17 protein-coding genes are annotated in these 15,204 nt (G+C 63.9%); 7 read left to right on the top strand and 10 right to left on the bottom strand.

The window, feature by feature from the left end; translation table 11 throughout:
• Window positions 1-268: 268 nt before the first annotated feature.
• From AC5QPF_RS14740 to AC5QPF_RS14730, 3 genes are all read right to left on the bottom strand, one after another.
• A complete protein-coding gene (locus tag AC5QPF_RS14740; protein WP_494963920.1) occupies window positions 269-1,141 on the bottom strand; it encodes a pirin family protein in 873 nt (290 codons plus the stop codon).
• 96 nt (window positions 1,142-1,237) lie between these two features.
• Window positions 1,238-2,137: an alpha/beta fold hydrolase gene (locus AC5QPF_RS14735; protein ID WP_494963919.1), complete on the bottom strand. Its 900-nt coding sequence runs from the start codon at window positions 2,135-2,137 to the stop codon at window positions 1,238-1,240.
• Between the two features lie 18 nt (window positions 2,138-2,155).
• On the bottom strand, window positions 2,156-2,788 hold the full coding sequence (locus AC5QPF_RS14730) for a LysE family transporter (protein ID WP_494964175.1): 633 nt from the start codon (window positions 2,786-2,788) through the stop codon (window positions 2,156-2,158).
• A 196-nt stretch (window positions 2,789-2,984) separates the two neighbouring features.
• On the opposite strand from AC5QPF_RS14730, the gene AC5QPF_RS14725 reads away from it, so the two are divergent.
• Genes AC5QPF_RS14725 through AC5QPF_RS14715 form a run of 3 tightly spaced genes read left to right on the top strand, consistent with a single transcriptional unit; the run spans window position 2,985 to window position 6,538 of the window.
• On the top strand, window positions 2,985-3,464 hold the full coding sequence (locus AC5QPF_RS14725) for a GNAT family N-acetyltransferase (RefSeq protein ID WP_494963918.1): 480 nt from the start codon (window positions 2,985-2,987) through the stop codon (window positions 3,462-3,464).
• Window positions 3,465-3,515: 51 nt separating this feature from the next.
• The gene (locus tag AC5QPF_RS14720; protein WP_494963917.1) at window positions 3,516-5,252 is read left to right on the top strand and encodes a gluzincin family metallopeptidase; all 1,737 of its coding nucleotides are present in this window, start codon (window positions 3,516-3,518) and stop codon (window positions 5,250-5,252) included.
• Window positions 5,249-6,538, top strand: coding sequence for an MBL fold metallo-hydrolase (locus tag AC5QPF_RS14715; protein ID WP_494963916.1), 1,290 nt, complete (start codon window positions 5,249-5,251; stop codon window positions 6,536-6,538). The genes AC5QPF_RS14720 and AC5QPF_RS14715 overlap by 4 nt, the downstream gene beginning before the upstream one ends.
• A 128-nt stretch (window positions 6,539-6,666) precedes the next feature.
• On the opposite strand, the gene AC5QPF_RS14710 is transcribed toward AC5QPF_RS14715, so the two are convergent.
• Window positions 6,667-7,629, bottom strand: a complete 963-nt coding sequence (locus tag AC5QPF_RS14710) for a bile acid:sodium symporter (RefSeq protein WP_494963915.1) — start codon at window positions 7,627-7,629, stop codon at window positions 6,667-6,669.
• An 82-nt stretch (window positions 7,630-7,711) separates the two neighbouring features.
• On the opposite strand from AC5QPF_RS14710, the gene AC5QPF_RS14705 reads away from it, so the two are divergent.
• Both AC5QPF_RS14705 and AC5QPF_RS14700 read left to right on the top strand, forming a co-directional pair.
• Window positions 7,712-8,512 (top strand): helix-turn-helix domain-containing protein, encoded by an 801-nt coding sequence (locus AC5QPF_RS14705; protein WP_494963914.1) that lies wholly within the window; start codon window positions 7,712-7,714, stop codon window positions 8,510-8,512.
• 53 nt (window positions 8,513-8,565) lie between these two features.
• Window positions 8,566-9,036, top strand: coding sequence for an FAD/FMN-containing dehydrogenase (locus tag AC5QPF_RS14700; protein WP_494963913.1), 471 nt, complete (start codon window positions 8,566-8,568; stop codon window positions 9,034-9,036).
• Window positions 9,037-9,039: 3 nt separating this feature from the next.
• Here the strand turns inward: AC5QPF_RS14700 and AC5QPF_RS14695 are convergent, their stop codons facing one another.
• From AC5QPF_RS14695 to AC5QPF_RS14685, 3 genes are all read right to left on the bottom strand, one after another.
• Window positions 9,040-10,239: an MFS transporter gene (locus AC5QPF_RS14695; RefSeq protein ID WP_494963912.1), complete on the bottom strand. Its 1,200-nt coding sequence runs from the start codon at window positions 10,237-10,239 to the stop codon at window positions 9,040-9,042.
• A gap of 81 nt (window positions 10,240-10,320) precedes the next feature.
• A complete protein-coding gene (locus AC5QPF_RS14690) occupies window positions 10,321-10,767 on the bottom strand; it encodes an SRPBCC domain-containing protein (RefSeq protein WP_494963911.1) in 447 nt (148 codons plus the stop codon).
• Window positions 10,768-10,855: 88 nt separating this feature from the next.
• On the bottom strand, window positions 10,856-11,173 hold the full coding sequence (locus tag AC5QPF_RS14685; RefSeq protein ID WP_330074804.1) for a DUF2388 domain-containing protein: 318 nt from the start codon (window positions 11,171-11,173) through the stop codon (window positions 10,856-10,858).
• Window positions 11,174-11,315: 142 nt separating this feature from the next.
• Here AC5QPF_RS14685 and ampC point away from each other — a divergent pair, with 142 nt between their 5' ends.
• A complete protein-coding gene (gene ampC / locus AC5QPF_RS14680) occupies window positions 11,316-12,452 on the top strand; it encodes a class C beta-lactamase (protein WP_494963910.1) in 1,137 nt (378 codons plus the stop codon).
• Window positions 12,453-12,484: 32 nt separating this feature from the next.
• Here the strand turns inward: ampC and AC5QPF_RS14675 are convergent, their stop codons facing one another.
• Both AC5QPF_RS14675 and AC5QPF_RS14670 read right to left on the bottom strand, forming a co-directional pair.
• The gene (locus tag AC5QPF_RS14675) at window positions 12,485-13,087 is read right to left on the bottom strand and encodes a DsbA family protein (RefSeq protein WP_494963909.1); all 603 of its coding nucleotides are present in this window, start codon (window positions 13,085-13,087) and stop codon (window positions 12,485-12,487) included.
• Between the two features lie 30 nt (window positions 13,088-13,117).
• Window positions 13,118-13,849 carry an SDR family NAD(P)-dependent oxidoreductase gene (locus AC5QPF_RS14670; protein WP_494963908.1) on the bottom strand — a complete coding sequence of 244 codons (732 nt, stop codon included), beginning with the start codon at window positions 13,847-13,849 and terminating at the stop codon, window positions 13,118-13,120.
• Window positions 13,850-13,941: 92 nt separating this feature from the next.
• On the opposite strand from AC5QPF_RS14670, the gene AC5QPF_RS14665 reads away from it, so the two are divergent.
• On the top strand, window positions 13,942-14,508 hold the full coding sequence (locus AC5QPF_RS14665; RefSeq protein ID WP_494963907.1) for a TetR family transcriptional regulator: 567 nt from the start codon (window positions 13,942-13,944) through the stop codon (window positions 14,506-14,508).
• A gap of 47 nt (window positions 14,509-14,555) precedes the next feature.
• Here the strand turns inward: AC5QPF_RS14665 and AC5QPF_RS14660 are convergent, their stop codons facing one another.
• Window positions 14,556-15,185 carry a LysE family transporter gene (locus AC5QPF_RS14660; protein ID WP_494963906.1) on the bottom strand — a complete coding sequence of 210 codons (630 nt, stop codon included), beginning with the start codon at window positions 15,183-15,185 and terminating at the stop codon, window positions 14,556-14,558.
• Window positions 15,186-15,204: the final 19 nt, after the last annotated feature.

Genomic DNA, 15,204 nt, shown 5'->3' with positions numbered 1-15,204 from the left:
ACCTGCCCGGCTCCGGAATCCAATGGATAAATGCTATTTGCAAGCGTTTGCACCATTGAGCCCGAACATGACCGCATGCCGTCGGAACCTGTACGTCCTGAGATAGGGAGAGTGCTGGGACAGGTCGGGTTCAGATGGGTATGGACAACTTCGGACGAAAGGTCTGGTCATACCGTCCTCATCGCGGGCAACGCCCGCTCCCACAGATTTCGCGGTGCATGCGGTCCTTGTGGGAGCGGGCGTTGCCCGCGATGGGGACGCCGCGGAATCAAGCCTCTCCGTGCATCCGCCCAAACTTCCCGGCATGGAAGTCATCGAACGCCTGGACGATCTCCGCCTGGCTGTTCATCACGAACGGCCCATAGCCCACGATCGGTTCGTCCAGTGGCTCGCCGCTGAGCCAGAGCAGCTTGGCGTCGCTGTCGGACTCGATCAGTACCTCATCGCCGCCACGCTCGAACAGCACCAGTTGCGCCACGCCCACGGCATTCCCGCCATTGACCCGTACGCTGCCGCGCAATACCACCAGCGCCGCATTGCGCCCTTCACCGCCGGCCAGGGTTACGGACTTGCCCGCGCCCAGCTGCAGGTCCCAGACATCCATCTCGGTAAAGGTGCGGGCCGGGCCACGCCGTCCCAGGTACTCACCGGCGATCACCCTCAGGCTACCCGCCCCGTCGGCCAGCGCTACCCGCGGAATGTCCGCATCGAGCAAGGTCTGGTAGCCCGCCGGCGCGGACTTGTCCCTGGCCGGCAGGTTGACCCAGAGCTGGACCATTTCCAGCATGCCGCCGCGCTTGGCGAACGACGGCGCATGGAACTCCTCGTGGATGATTCCGCCAGCGGCGGTCATCCATTGCACGTCGCCCGCACCGATCAGGCCGCCGGCGCCGGTGGAGTCGCGGTGTTCCAGTTCGCCCTGGTAGACGATGGTCACCGTCTCGAAACCGCGATGGGGATGCTGGCCGACACCGCGACGGGCGCTGGTCGGCTCGAAATGCTGCGGCCCGGCATAGTCCAGCAGCAGGAACGGACTGATGTGCCGGGCCAGGTCGTCGTAGGTGAACAGGCTGCGCACCGGGAAGCCGTCACCGACCCAGTGAGCCGGCGGCGCCTTGTAGATGCCTTGAATCTTCTTCATGAGAAACCTCCTCGTTGCATGGGAACCACGATACCCATGCAACGAAAAGGGCGGTAGAGGGCAAAAAGCGCTTTCACCGTTCCATTGATGGAACGATCAGGCCGATTTGAACTGCGCTTCGGCCTCGGGCAGCAACCAGGCTTCGATCTGCTGCGCGCAGGCCGCCGGATCCTCTTGCATGAAGCAGTGTCCGCCAGCCACCTTGCGCGGCTCGACCCGCGGATTGAGCCGGGCCCAGCGCGCCAGTGAAAGCGGCACGAAGGGATAGGTCTGCTCGCCGTGCAGCACCAGGGTCGGCGTCTGCACCCGGGACAGCGAGGCCCACATGCGTTGCGGGAAGGAACTGAAGATTTCCACCTCGCGGCTGGGCCGGCATTTCAGTACCACGCCTTCGCCGCATTCACCGATGGCATGGTCGACGTAGGCCTGCAGCGCCGCCTCGCTCCAGTCTCTGAAGATCCCGCGACCCTGCAGCGATTCATGGGCGGCCTGGCGGTCCGGCCAGTAACTGCGCCGGGTCGCCGCCTTGCGCGCAAGACCGTGGCGGCGGTGCATGCCGAACCAGCTGGCGACGCCCATGACGCCGATCATCGAGCGGCTGAACACCACCGGGTCGAGCAGCACCGCGCGCCGGAACAGTTGCGGCTTCTGGTCGAGCATCAGGCCGGTGAGCACCCCGCCGAAGCTGTGGCCGACGGCGAAGCACGGCACCTCGCCGTACTCCCCGCGGCCAGCGCCGAACGCTTCCAGAGCCAGTTCGGCACTGCGGTTCCAGCCGACGAAGCGGCCGCCATGGTCACTGTCGCCATGGCCCTGGACATCGCTCAGCCACAGGTCGAAATGCTCGGCGAGACGTTCCAGCAGCGGCTGATAAGCCAGGCAGCAGAAGCCGTTGCCATGCAGGAAGTGCAACAACGGCTTGCCACTGGCCGGCGAACGCCAGCCACGCAGGGTGAAGTGTTCGGCGCAGTCATGCGACCAGGGGATCAGTTCCATCGGAGCTCGCAGCGGGAATCAGGAAAACCCCGATTCTACAAACAGCAGCGGATACAGAGATAGCACCAGCAGGGTCGCCATCAGCAGGTTAAACAGCCGAAGCCAACGGGGATCCTGCAAGAAGCGGCGCAAGGCGCTGCCGAACATCACCCAGACGCACACCGCCGGCAGGTTGACCAGGCAGAACACCAGGGCAATGACGATCACATTGACCAGGTAACCCTGGGCCGGCGTGTAGGTGGTGATCGCCCCCACCGCCATCACCCACGCCTTCGGATTGACCCACTGGAAGGCCGCGGCGCCGAGGAAGCTCAGTGGCTTGCGGCTTTCCGGATTGCTAGCCGCCATCGGGCCGGAGGTGGCGATCTTCCAGGCCAGGTACAGCAGGTAGGCTGCACCGGCATAGCGCAGCACGCTGTAGATCGCCGGATAGACCTTGAACACCTCGCCCAGCCCTAGCCCTACCGCCAGCACCATGACCATGAAACCGATGCTCACCCCCAGCGCGTGGGGCACGGTACGCCGCACGCCGAAATTGACCCCCGAGGCGAGCAGCATGGTGTTGTTGGGACCGGGGGTGATGGAGGAGACGAAGGCGAACAGCACGAAGGCTGAAAGCAGGTTCAGGGAGGTGAGCAGCATGGCGGGTATTCCTGGTGGGGCGGAGCGTTTTCGTTGTGTTCAAACCCTACCGGGAAAGTGCGATTTTCAACCAGTACAGTTCTGATTAATTATTCAAGTACACCACACTGTAATGCATGCACCGCCAAGGGTCCTGCCCCCCCAATTACAGCCAGCAGTAATCTGGACTACGATGTCGCCACCCTCGCCCCACCGGATACCCTTCATGTCTCCACAGATCCGCCCTGCCCGCCCCGAAGACGCCGCGCAAATCCTCGCCTTCATCACCGAACTGGCCGACTACGAGCGCGCCCGCCACGAAGTGGTGGCCAGCCTCGACGATATCCGGCGCAGCCTGTTCAGCGCCGACAGCAGCGCCAAGGCGCTGATCTGCGAGCGCGACGGCCAAGCCATCGGCTTCGCCGTCTACTTCTTCAGCTATTCCACCTGGCTCGGCCGCAACGGCCTGTACCTCGAAGACCTCTACGTGACACCCCAGGCCCGCGGTACCGGCGCGGGCAAACTGTTGTTGCGCCACCTCGCCCGACTGGCCTGCGAACACGACTGTGGTCGCTTCGAATGGAGCGTGCTTGACTGGAACCAGCCCGCCATCGACTTCTACAAATCGTTGGGCGCCGAGCCCCAGGCCGAGTGGGTGCGCTACCGCATGGAAGGAGAAGTCCTGCGCGCTTTCGCGAACGATTGAAGCGCGCCATGGCGCAAGCTGCAACGGACTGAACACAAGGAGATCCCTCACATGGCAGTGAAAGCAACGATCCAGACCTTCACCATCATCGCCCAGGATCCGGCCATCGAAAGCGCCCCGGGCGTGCCCCTTTTCGCCAGGGTCAACCTGCCCCTGGAGCACCTGGCCGACGGCCCCACCGGCTACCGGGTCAAGGTGGTCGACTTCGACGCCTCGGCCAATCGCCTTTACCGCCCGCATCGCTACCTGCAGGCACAGGACGACAAAGCGGTGGACCCCTTCGATCCACCGGATGCCCGCCTGCTCGGGCAACCGAACTTTCACTGCCAGCAGGTCTACGCGGTGGTGATGCGAACGCTGGCGCGCTTCGAACTGGCCCTGGGGCGGCGGGTGGCGTGGGGCTTCGACGGTCACCAGTTGCATGTGGTGCCCCACGCCTTCGTCGAGGCCAACGCGTTCTACTCCCGAGAAGATCGCGCCCTGCTGTTCGGCTACTTCCAGGACGAAGACCAGGACTGGGTGTTCACCTGCCTGTCCCACGACATCGTCGCCCACGAAACCACCCACGCCATCCTCGACGGCCTGCGTGCCGGTTTCATGCGCGCCTCCGGCCCGGACCAGGCGGCGTTCCATGAGGGCTTCGCCGATGTGGTGGCACTACTCTCGGTGTTTTCCCTGCGCGAAGTCGTCGAGTTCGCCCTGACCCATTACCGCGGCGTCGAAATCCATCAGGTCAACGGTGTACGCCTGATCGACGGCGCCTCGCTGAGCATCGATGCCCTGGCCGAAACCCTGCTGTTCGGCATCGGCGAGCAGTTCGGCCAGGCCATGACCGGGCTGCGCGCCAACCCGTTGCGCCGTTCGGTGCAAAAGACACCGTCCAAGGACTACCTGAGCAGTGTCGAATATGACGAACCACACAGCCGCGGTGAAATATTCGCCGCCGCCATGCTGCGCAGCATGCTTGAACTCTGGGTAGCGCGGCGCCAGTCCCTCGGTACCTTCGGCGACAACCTGTACAGCCTCGACGCAGTGATCGACGAAGGCGCCAAGGCCGCCGACCAGTTGCTGACCATCGCCATCCGCGCTTTGGACTACTCGCCACCGCTGGACCTGGAGTTCGGCGACTTCCTCGCGGCGCTGCTTACCGTCGATGCCGAAGTGGCGCCGGACGACTCACGCTACAGCTATCGGCAGATCATCCGCGATACCTTCGCCGCCTACGGTATCGAAGTTCCCGCCGCACGCACCGACGAGCAAGGCTGCTGGCTGACCTTCGCCGACAACGACAAGGTGCGCTACCAGAACAGCCACTTCGACTCGATGCTGCGGGACAGCAGCGAAGTCTTCCGCTTTCTCTGGGAGAACCGCGACGTGCTGAACATCGACGAGCGCGCCTACACCGAAGTGATCTCGGTGCGCCCTAGCCTGCGCTTCGGACCGGACGGCTTCATCCTGCGCGAGACGGTCTGCGAGTTCACCAGCCGGGTCAACCTGTTCGGCGCCGAGTTCCGCTCGGTGTTCGGCGAGCCGCGCCCCGACTGGCTGAAGACCACCGCAGAAGTGACCGTGTATGGTGCCGGCACGCTGATCTTCGACCAGTACGGGCGGATCAAGTACTACATCCAGCGCCCGTTGAACGATGCGCGCTGGCAGGTGCGCCGCCTGGAATGGTTATACGGGCCGGAGAGCGACGACACAGCCCCGGGTTCCGCGGCCGATCTCACACGCATCCACCGCGCCCGTGTCATGCAGGCGCCCGCGATCGACCCGGAGGTGCAAGCATGAGCCCGATCCGCTTGCATCTGTTCGCCTACCAGGTCGGTTTCGGCGATTGTTTCCTGCTGCGCTTCGTCTACCCGGATGGAATCAACCGCCATGTCCTGATCGACTTCGGCACCGTGGGCATGCCCGACGGGGTCAACAAGGCCGAGCAGATGCTCAAGATTGCCAGCGACATCAAGGACAAGTGCGCCGGCAAGCTGCAGGTGCTGGTCGCCACCCACCGTCATGCCGACCACATCAGCGGTTTTGCGCCGACCAAGAATGGCAAGGGCCCGGGAGACATCATCCGGGCCCTGGAGCCGGACGTGGTTCTGCAGCCTTGGACCGAGCAACCGGACTTGCCGGAAGATGCCACCGCACCGCTGGCCAGCGCCCATGTCCAGGCCCTGGCAGGAATGAACCAGGTCGCGCTGAAGCTGACACGACACCTGGACGCCCGCCCCAAAGGCCTGGCTCCGGACCTGACCCGACGCCTGGGTTTCCTGGGCGAGAACAACATCGCCAACAAGGCCGCGGTGAACAACCTGATCGCTATGGGCCAGCGCCCTGGTGCCAGGGCCGTCTATGCCCATTTCGGCACGGAGGACCCGCTGGCCGAGGTACTCCCGGGCATCGCCAGCCGGGTGCTCGGTCCGCCCACGGTGAACCAGAGCACCAAAGTGCGCCGCCAGGCACGCAGCGACCCGCAATACTGGCTGCGCCAACCCGACCTGCTGTTCGGCCCGGACGCCAGTGCCGGAACCGAGGCCGCGGCCTCACCGTTCCCCGAGGCGCCCCACGAACGCGGTAGCAAACTGCCACAAAGCACCCGCTGGATCGCCAACCGGGTGCGCAAGGCCCGCGGTGACCAATGGCTGTCCATCGTCACCGCACTGGACAAGGCAATGAACAACACCAGCCTGATCCTGCTATTCGAAGCCGGCGGCAAGAAGCTGCTATTTCCCGGCGATGCGCAGATCGAGAACTGGCGTTACGCCCTGGACCAGCCGGACGTGGTCGCGCTGCTGGGTTCGGTGGACCTGTACAAGGTCGGGCATCACGGCAGCCTCAACGCCACGCCCAAGTCGCTATGGAACGGTTTCAGCAAGAAAGGCACGAGCAAGACCGCCGGGCGCCTGACCAGTGTGCTCTCCACCCTGCCCGGCCAGTACGGTGGCAAGCACGAAAGCAGTGGCACCGAGGTGCCGCGGGTGCCTCTTCTCAACGAACTGGACAAGGACTCCGACCTGCACGACACCCATCGGCTGGCGCCGGATGTGTTGTATGACGAGGTGATCCTCGACCTGTAAACCCCCACTGCTGTCGACCCTGTGGGAGCGGGTATACCCGCGATTAAGGTAGTGAATTCACCATCGTAATCGCGACGGTCCGGCGTCCGGTAAACCCGCACACAAGGTCCGCGTCGATCTGGATCTCTTCAGTCCCGCACCGCATACCGCTGCGCCAACACTGCACACACCATCAACTGAATCTGGTGAAACAGCATCAGCGGCAGAATCAATGCTCCCAGCGCACTCCCGGCAAAGAGCAATTGCGCCATCGGTACCCCGGTGGCCATGCTCTTCTTCGAACCGGCGAAGAGGATGGTGATGCGATCTTCGACACTGAACCCCAGCCAGCGCCCCAGCCTGCCGGTGGTCCACAGTACCAACGCGAGCAGCACGCAGCAGACCAGGGCCAGCCCAAGCAGCCGCGAAGGCGGTACCGCGTTCCACAATCCGCTGACCACCGCATCGCTGAACGCCGTGTACACCACCAGCAGGATCGAACCTTGGTCCACCGATTTCAGCCAGCCGGCATTGCGCGCCACCCAGTCGCCGATCCAGCGCCGTGCCAGTTGCCCGGCCACGAACGGCACCAGCAGTTGCAGGACGATCGCCAGCACCGCGTCCGTTTGCGAGCCACTATCGCCCTCCACGCCCATCAGCAGCACGACCAGCAACGGCGTCAGCACGATCCCCAGCAGGCTCGACGCCGCCGCGCTGCAGATCGCCGCCGGGACATTGCCACGAGCCAGGGAAGTGAAGGCAATCGCCGATTGCACCGTGGCCGGCAAGGCACACAGATAGAGCACGCCCAGGTACAGGGCATCGCCCACCAATGGCAGGATCAAGGGTTTGAGCAGCAGGCCAAGCAACGGGAACAGGACGAAGGTGCACGCGAATACCAGCAGGTGCAGGCGCCAATGCCCGGCCCCGGCGATCACCGCCGCACGCGACAGTTTGGCGCCGTGCAGGAAGAACAGCAGCGCGATGGCGGCATGCGTCAGACCGTTGAAGAACGCCGCGCCATTACCGGACGCCGGCAACCAGGTGGCGATTGCAATCACTGCGAGCAGGGCCAGGGTGAAATTGTCGAAGAGTAATCGAAGGTGTTTCATTGCGCGTTTCCGGCTTGTTGTAGGGGTATGGCAGAGACGATAAGGTGTTGCGACCTTTCCGACTAACGCCAGAACTCCAACAATGTCGCCAAATGGACAGAACCCGGTCCGCCTGGACGATCTTGCCAGCCTGCCTCGCCTCCTCTACGGCCAGCGCGCCAGCCTGCCCAACATCGCCCTGGATTACCGTCATCGTCACCCTTGGGGGCAACTCTCCCACGCCCTGCACGGGATTCTCCAGGTCCACACCGACCACGCCCGTCTGGTGGTTCCGCCGCACCGGGCCGTGTGGATCCCGCCACGCGTCGCCCATCGTGTCGAAAGCACGGCGGACGCCTGTATCCGCAGCCTGTATGTTGACCCGGAGCTACAACTGTGGCCCGGCGATGGCTGCCGGGTACTCGACGTCGACCCCTTGCTGCGCGAATTGATCCGCGCGTTCGGTGACCTGCCGGTGGAGTACGCGTTGAACGGTGCCGATGGACGCCTGGCCGATGTGCTGGTGGACCGCCTGCGCCTGGCACCAGAACTCGACCTGGTATTGCCGCATCCCCGCGACCCATGCCTGCGAGCGTTGTGCCGCAAGGCCCAGGCACGTCCGCACGCCAGCATCGGCCTGGGCGACGCCGCGAGCAAGGCTGGCATCAGCGAAAAGACCCTGAGTCGCCGCTTTTTCAAGGAGACCGGGATGACCTTCCGCACCTGGCGCCAGCGCATGCGCCTGGTCAGCGCGTTGCCCGCGCTGGAACGCGGTGAGCGGGTCACCGATGTGGCTCTGGCCTGTGGCTATGACTCGCTGTCCGCCTTTATCGCAGCTTTTCGCAAGTTGTTCGGCCTGTCGCCGGGCGAACTGGGCCGGGGCGGCAGCGTGCCGCATGCCTGAACCAGAAGCACTTGCTATGCTGCATCCCCCGATAACGACATCAGGATCGACACGTGAAAGCTGCCTGCGTACTGCTACTGGGCCTGCTGCCCTTCATGGCCAACGCCGCCGAAGTCGGCGAGCACCTGACGCCCTTTACCCTCTCTGACCAACACGATCAGCCCTTCACCCTCGACGCCAGCACCAAGGTGCTGCTGGCTGCGGGCGACATGGACGGCGCCAAGCTGGTCAAAGCCGCCCTGGCCGAGCAGCCCAAGGGTTGGCTGGAAGCCCGCCACGGCATTTTCATCGCCGATATCCAGGGCATGCCATCGCTGATCAGCAAGCTGTTTGCCATTCCCAAGATGCGCGACTACGGCTACCGCGTAGTGCTCGACCGCGAGGGCAAGGTAGTGCCGCACTACGCTGTCGCGCCAGGCCAGGTGCAATGGCTGCAACTGGATAACGGCAGCGTGGTGTCGAAGCAATCGTTCAACGATGCCGAGGCGCTGCGCAAGGCCCTCGCCGCCCTTCCCCAAGACTGAGGATCAGTCCTGCAGGCCGCGATCGACGTACCAGGTCAGCGGCAAGGTCAACAGCAGGGTCGCCGCCAGTGCCATCAGCGCCAGCGGCACTCCGCTGACGTCTCCCAGGCGCCCGAAGACGATGGGCGCCAGCGCGCCGCCGCCGATGGTGCCGGTATAGAACAGCGCGAATGCCTGTTCGCGACGCCCCGGCGCCGCCAGCTCCGGAACCACGCCGTATAGCACCGATGAAGTGCCGTTCAGCACCAGACCCAGCAGCGGCAGCAGCATCATCAGCGCATTCAGCGGCAGGAACACCGCAGCGACGATCAGCGCTGCGGTCAGCGATTCACTGAGCCAGACGGTCTTGAGCAGGCCGATGCGCGCCCCGAGATAACCGCAGATCAGCTTTCCGAAGGCTCCGCCGATGAACAGCAGGGTCAGCGCCAGGCCGATACCGGCGGTGCCGGCACCCTTGTCGTTGAGCAGGAACGGCAGGAAGGTGAGAAAGCCCATGCGCACCGCACTGTCGAGGAACCCGGTGGCAAGCAACGCACGCAGTCCGCTGGCCGAACCGCTGCCCTCGCCGACGCCGGCCTTGCCCGCCGCCGTGGCGTGTCGATCAACATGGCGCGGAATCAGCAAGTACATCGCGAGTGCCGCCAGCAAGCCGAGTACTCCGGCCAGGGTCACGCTGAGGCGCCAACTCATCACGGTCAGCGACACACCCACCAATGCCGGGATCAAGGTCTTGCCGATATCGCCGGCAAAGTTGTACTGCGACAGCGCCTGCTTGACCTGGCGACCCGGTTCATGGGTATCGGTCACCAGCGACGAGGCCAGCGGATGCTGGGTACTGGCCCCCAGCCCACCGAGGACCAACGCCGCCATCAAGGCGATCAGGCCACCCGCTTGCCCGGCCAGCAAGTACGCCACGCCCACCAGTGCGGTCCCGCCGACCAGCAGGATTTCCCGACCGAAACGGCGGGCGGCGCGGCTGGCCAGCAACTGGAAGCCGGCCATGGTCGCCGAATAGGCGCCGCGCATCAGGCCGATCTGGGCGTAGCTCAGGCCGAACTGCACCTGCCAGATCGGTAGCAAGACATAGATAAGGTCGGTCAGGCCATCGTTGACGGCGTGGGCACCACACGCCGCCAGCAAGGCGCGGCGGCGTGGAGAGGCTTCGGTGGCAGCGCGAGCGGCGGCCGGCTGGGCATCGTGCATGGGGATCGAGTCGATTGGAAATTGGATCCAATCATTAAAACAGTAACAAAACTTTAACGCGACCCCATTCTACTCCTCGAATCAGCCCGGGATTTCTGGCTCCACGAGATTGGCTAGCTGGTTCAAGGAGTCCTGCCAGCCGAGATAGCAGCCTTCAAGCGGGATAACGTCCGGCAGGCCCTCCTGAACGATATGCACTTCCGTGCCGCAGGACACGCTTTTGAAGGTGATGGTGGCGGTGATTTCGCCTGGCAGGTTGGGATCGTCGAAACGGTCGGTATAGCGGATGCGTTCGTTCAACAGCAGCTCCTGGTACTCACCACCGAATCCGTGGCGCTGACCCGCGGAGAAATTGCAGAACGACATCTTGTAGGTACCCCCGACCCGGGCATCGAGGTGGTCGACATGGCAGGTGAAGCCGTGAGGCGGGAGCCATTTGGCCATGGCATCAGCGTCGAGGAAGGCACGGTAAAGCCGCTCTACAGGTGCCTTGAAGACACGGTGCAGGCGGACGGTATTGCTGGTCATGTGATTATCCTTGTGAATTACTCAGGCATTTGCATTCAAGCCCAGCCTGGCCTTCACGTCCAGCCGTCCGCCCTTTGCGCAAAGGTTGTCAGCGTTCGTCGCCGAAGTGATCGCTGACCAGGATCGCCCGCGCCAATTCTTCGTCGGAGGCCTGCAGGCCGGGGTTGTCGGCACGAACTTTCTGCAGTACCGCTTCCAGATAGGCGCCGCGGATTGCACCGCCGCTGGCGACGAAGCTGGACGCCTCGTCACGTGCCGGGATGATGCGTTTGTCATCCTTGAAGGTCGAGTACAGCGAGGCGGAGACACCTGCCGAGGTGGCGACATCACCAGCATCCACCCGGGCCAGGGCCGAGCCAAAAGGCAGGCAAAGCAACAATGAAGAAACGAGCAATGTACGCCGCATGACGGAATCCTCCGGTCAGCCTGAAATGAAATAGTCAGGTACTACTCAGTCTAGGATTCATTTGGATGGGCGGTAGTTCCCTGGCAGTTATAAAGCCGGCTCTGCTAGGGTGCATGTCTTTTTCTGACCCGGACGTCCTGCCATGCGCATCCCTACCCTGCTCCTGCTGTGTACCTGCCCCCTCCTCGCCTGGGCCGGTCCCGATCTCGACAGCCAGGTCCGCGACGCTGCCCGGCAGGTGATGCGTGACAACGACATTCCTGGCCTGGCCATCGCGATGACCGACAACGGCAAGCAGTATTTCTATGAGTTCGGCGTTGCCGACAAAGCCAGCGGCCAGGCGGTGAGCCGCGACACCTTGTTCGAACTGGGCTCGATCAGCAAGACCTTCAGCGCCAGCCTGGCGGCCAGGGCCGAGATCGACGGCAAGCTGTCGTTGCAGGCCAAGGTGGGCGACTACCTGCCGGCGCTGGCGGACACACCGTTCGGCGCGCTGTCCCTGATCAATCTGGCGACCCACACGAATGGCGGCATGCCCCTGCAACTGCCCGATGCTATCCAGAATGACACTCAGTTGCTGGCCTGGCTCAAGCAATGGAGGCCACAGCACCAGCCCGACAGCTGGCGCGCCTATGCCAATCCGAGTATCGGCATGCTCGGGGTGATCACCGCGAAACGCCTGCAGACGCCCTATGCCAAGGCCTTGCAGGAGCAACTGTTGCCGGCGCTGGGGCTCAAGCACACGTTCGTGCACATTCCGCCAGACCAGCAGGCGTCCTATGCCTGGGGCTATGACAAAAACGACAAACCGGTGCGGGTCAATCCCGGGGTACTGGCCGACGAGGCCTACGGGGTGAAGAGCAGCAGCCGTGACATGCTGCGCTTCGTCGAGGCCAACCTGGGCCGGGTAGAACTGGCGCCGCCGCTCAAGCAGGCACTGGATGAGACACGCCGCGGTCACTTCCAGCGCGGCACGATGACCCAGGACCTGGTCTGGGAGCAGTACGACTACCCGCTGGCCTTGCAGGACTTGATCGATGGCAATGACAACCGCTATGCGCTGGAAGGAACCCCGGCGACGGCGCTGAAGCCTGCGCTGGCGCCGCAATCGAAGGTCTGGGTGAACAAGACCGGCGCCACCAACGGATTTGGTGCCTATGTGGCCTTCGTGCCGGACCTGCAGCGTGGAGTGGTGTTGCTGGCGAACAAGAACTATCCGAATGCCGAGCGGGTGAAGCTGGCCTGGCGCTTGTTCGAGGCGCTGGACCAGGCCAGGTAACGTCCTCGGGGACTGCTCCGCAGGCCTTCGCGCTAGCGGTCCCCGACTTTCAGCGCCTCGACGATAAACTCCAGGCGATCCTGCCCAAAGAACATCTCACTCCCGACAAAACACGTCGGCGCCCCGAACACTCCACGGCTCACCGCCTCCTCGGTCACCGTCTTCAGCGCCGCCTTCACCTCGGGATCGCCCACCAGCGCCGCGAAGCCCTGCGGATCGAATCCGGCGTCCTCAAGCACCTCGGCCACCACCTGCACATCCCCCAGGTTGCGCCCCTGCCCCCACATCGCCGTGTACATCGCCGCCAGCCAGGCCTCGAAACGCTCGGGCTCACGCATCTGCACGCCGATCGCCGCACGCATCAACCCCAAGGTGTTGATCGGAAAATGTTCGCTGAACTTCAGCGGCACCCCGTACCGCCGGGCATAGCGCTGCAAGTCGCCGAAGAAGTACCGCGCCTTGGCCGGGATCATCGCCGGCGAGCTGTTGCCGGTGGCCTGGAACACCCCGCCCAGCAACATCGGCCGCAGCACCAGGCGTGCATCGTGCTCGGCGCACAGGCACGGCAGTTGGGTCCAGGCCAGGTAGCTGGCCGGACTGCCCAGATCGAAGAAGAATTCGACAGTCTTGCTCATTGCATCAGGTCCTTTTGCTGAGGGAGTGACTTACCAGCGCTCCATCCACGGACGCAGGTCGAGTTCGAAGGTCCAGGCATCCCGCGGCTGGGCATGCAGGTGCCAGTAGTTGTCGGCGATATGCTCGGGATTCAGGATGCCGTCCCGGTCCTTCAGTGCGTAGCGCTCGGGGAAGCTGTCGCGGATGAAGGCGGTATCGATAGCACCGTCCACCACCACATGGCCGACATGAATGTTCCGTGGCCCCAGTTCTCGCGCCATGCTTTGCGCCAACGCGCGGATACCATGCTTGGCCCCGGCGAACGCAGCGAATCCGGCGGCGCCGCGCAAGCCCGCAGTGGCGCCGGTGAAGAGGATGGTGCCGCGCTCGCGTTGTACCATGCGCCGCGCCACCGCCTGGGCAGTGAGGAAGCCGGCGAAGCAGGCCATCTCCCAGATCTTGAAGTACTTGCGCGGGGTCTCTTCGAGGATGCTGCACGGCACATTGGCGCCGATATTGAAGACGAAGGCTTCAATCGGACCAATGGTGCTTTCGATCTGCTCCACCAACGTCGCCACGTCTTCTTCCTTACGCGCATCGGAGCCAAAGCCATGGGCCTGGCCGCCCTCGGCACGGATCTCGTCGAGCAGCGGCTGCAGCTTGTCGACGCTGCGCCGGGTCACGCAGGCGGTATAGCCTTCGCGGGCAAAGCGCTTGGCTATCGCACCCCCGGTGGCATCGCCGGCGCCAATCACCAGTACGACTTTGTTGTTCTCGGTCATGGGTGTCGCCTCATTGATGAATGATCGTTTAGTAAACGAACGCTATGCTATGATCCGCACATTCGTCAAGCGTGGTCATCGAGGATTTGCAGGTGCGCTACTCCACCGAACACAAGGAACAGACCCGGCAGAAGCTGGTGCAGAGCAGCGGCGCCATTGCCAAGCAGGGTGGCTTTTCCGCGACCGGGGTGGCCGGGTTGATGAAGGCCATCGGCCTTACCGGCGGCGCCTTCTACAACCATTTCCCGTCCAAGGACGACCTGTTCAGCGAGATCGTCCGCCAGGAGCTGTCCAACAGCTACATCAACCTGCGCGCGCAGTCAGGTGAACTGAACCGCGACAAACTGCAGCGCTGTCTCGACCAGTACCTGAGCCTGGCCCATCTGCACAATCCGCAAAATGGCTGCGCGATCCCGACCCTGGGGGCGGAAATTGCCCGGGCGGATATCGCCGTGCGTGAAGAAGCAGAACACTGGCTGGTGACCTTGCACCAGGCGTGGGCCAGCACCCTGGCTGACGAGAGCCTGGCCTGGGCAATGCTGTGCCAGTGCGTGGGTGCCTTGCTGGTGGCGCGGATGCTGGCGGGGGAAGAGACTCAGCTAGCGGTGCTGGAGGCCAGCCGGGGGTTCTTGCAGAAGGCGTTGGAACAGACGCCGTAAGACAAACTGCTGGGGCTGCTTGCAAAGGGCCGCAAGCGGCCCCAGGTTCAATGCAGGTCGTTACGCCGGTACAGGCTCAGCCCCACCGCCAACACCGCGAGCATGCCCGCACAACCACGGTTGATCCATTGCATGACCCGCGCTGAAAACGCACGCATTGCATGCCGCCCGCCAAGGGCATAGACAATCATCACCAGGCAATCGAGCGACGCTGTCACCAGCGCGAGGATCACGTACTGCTGCAACACCGGCTGCTCCGGGCGGATGAACTGCGGCAGGAACGCCGAGAAGAACAGCAACCCCTTGGGGTTGGACAACCCGACGATCAGCGCCCGCAGGAAAGTCGACCGCCCGCTGACTCCCATCGCCGAGCCACTCACCCCCAACGCCTTGACCGGCGCCCGCCAAAGCACCACCGCAAGATACAGCAGGTAACCTGCGCCGACCCATTTCACCAGACTGAACAGATGCTCCGAAGCCTGCAGCAACGCGCCCAGGCCACAACCCACGGCCGCGATGAGGATCAGGTCGGAGAGCATAGCCCCGGCCATGCCGAAGCCGGCCACGCGCATGCCGTGGCTGGCGCCATTGTTCAGCGCCAGCAGCATTGCCGGCCCAGGGGTGACCATCACCGCGCTGGCGGCGATGACGTAAAGCAGCAGGGTTGAGGCGTCCATGACGGCTCCAGGCAGATCA

Source organism: Pseudomonas sp. Con_6 (assembly GCF_059379395.1).
This window is presented reverse-complemented; position numbering and strand designations above follow the sequence as displayed.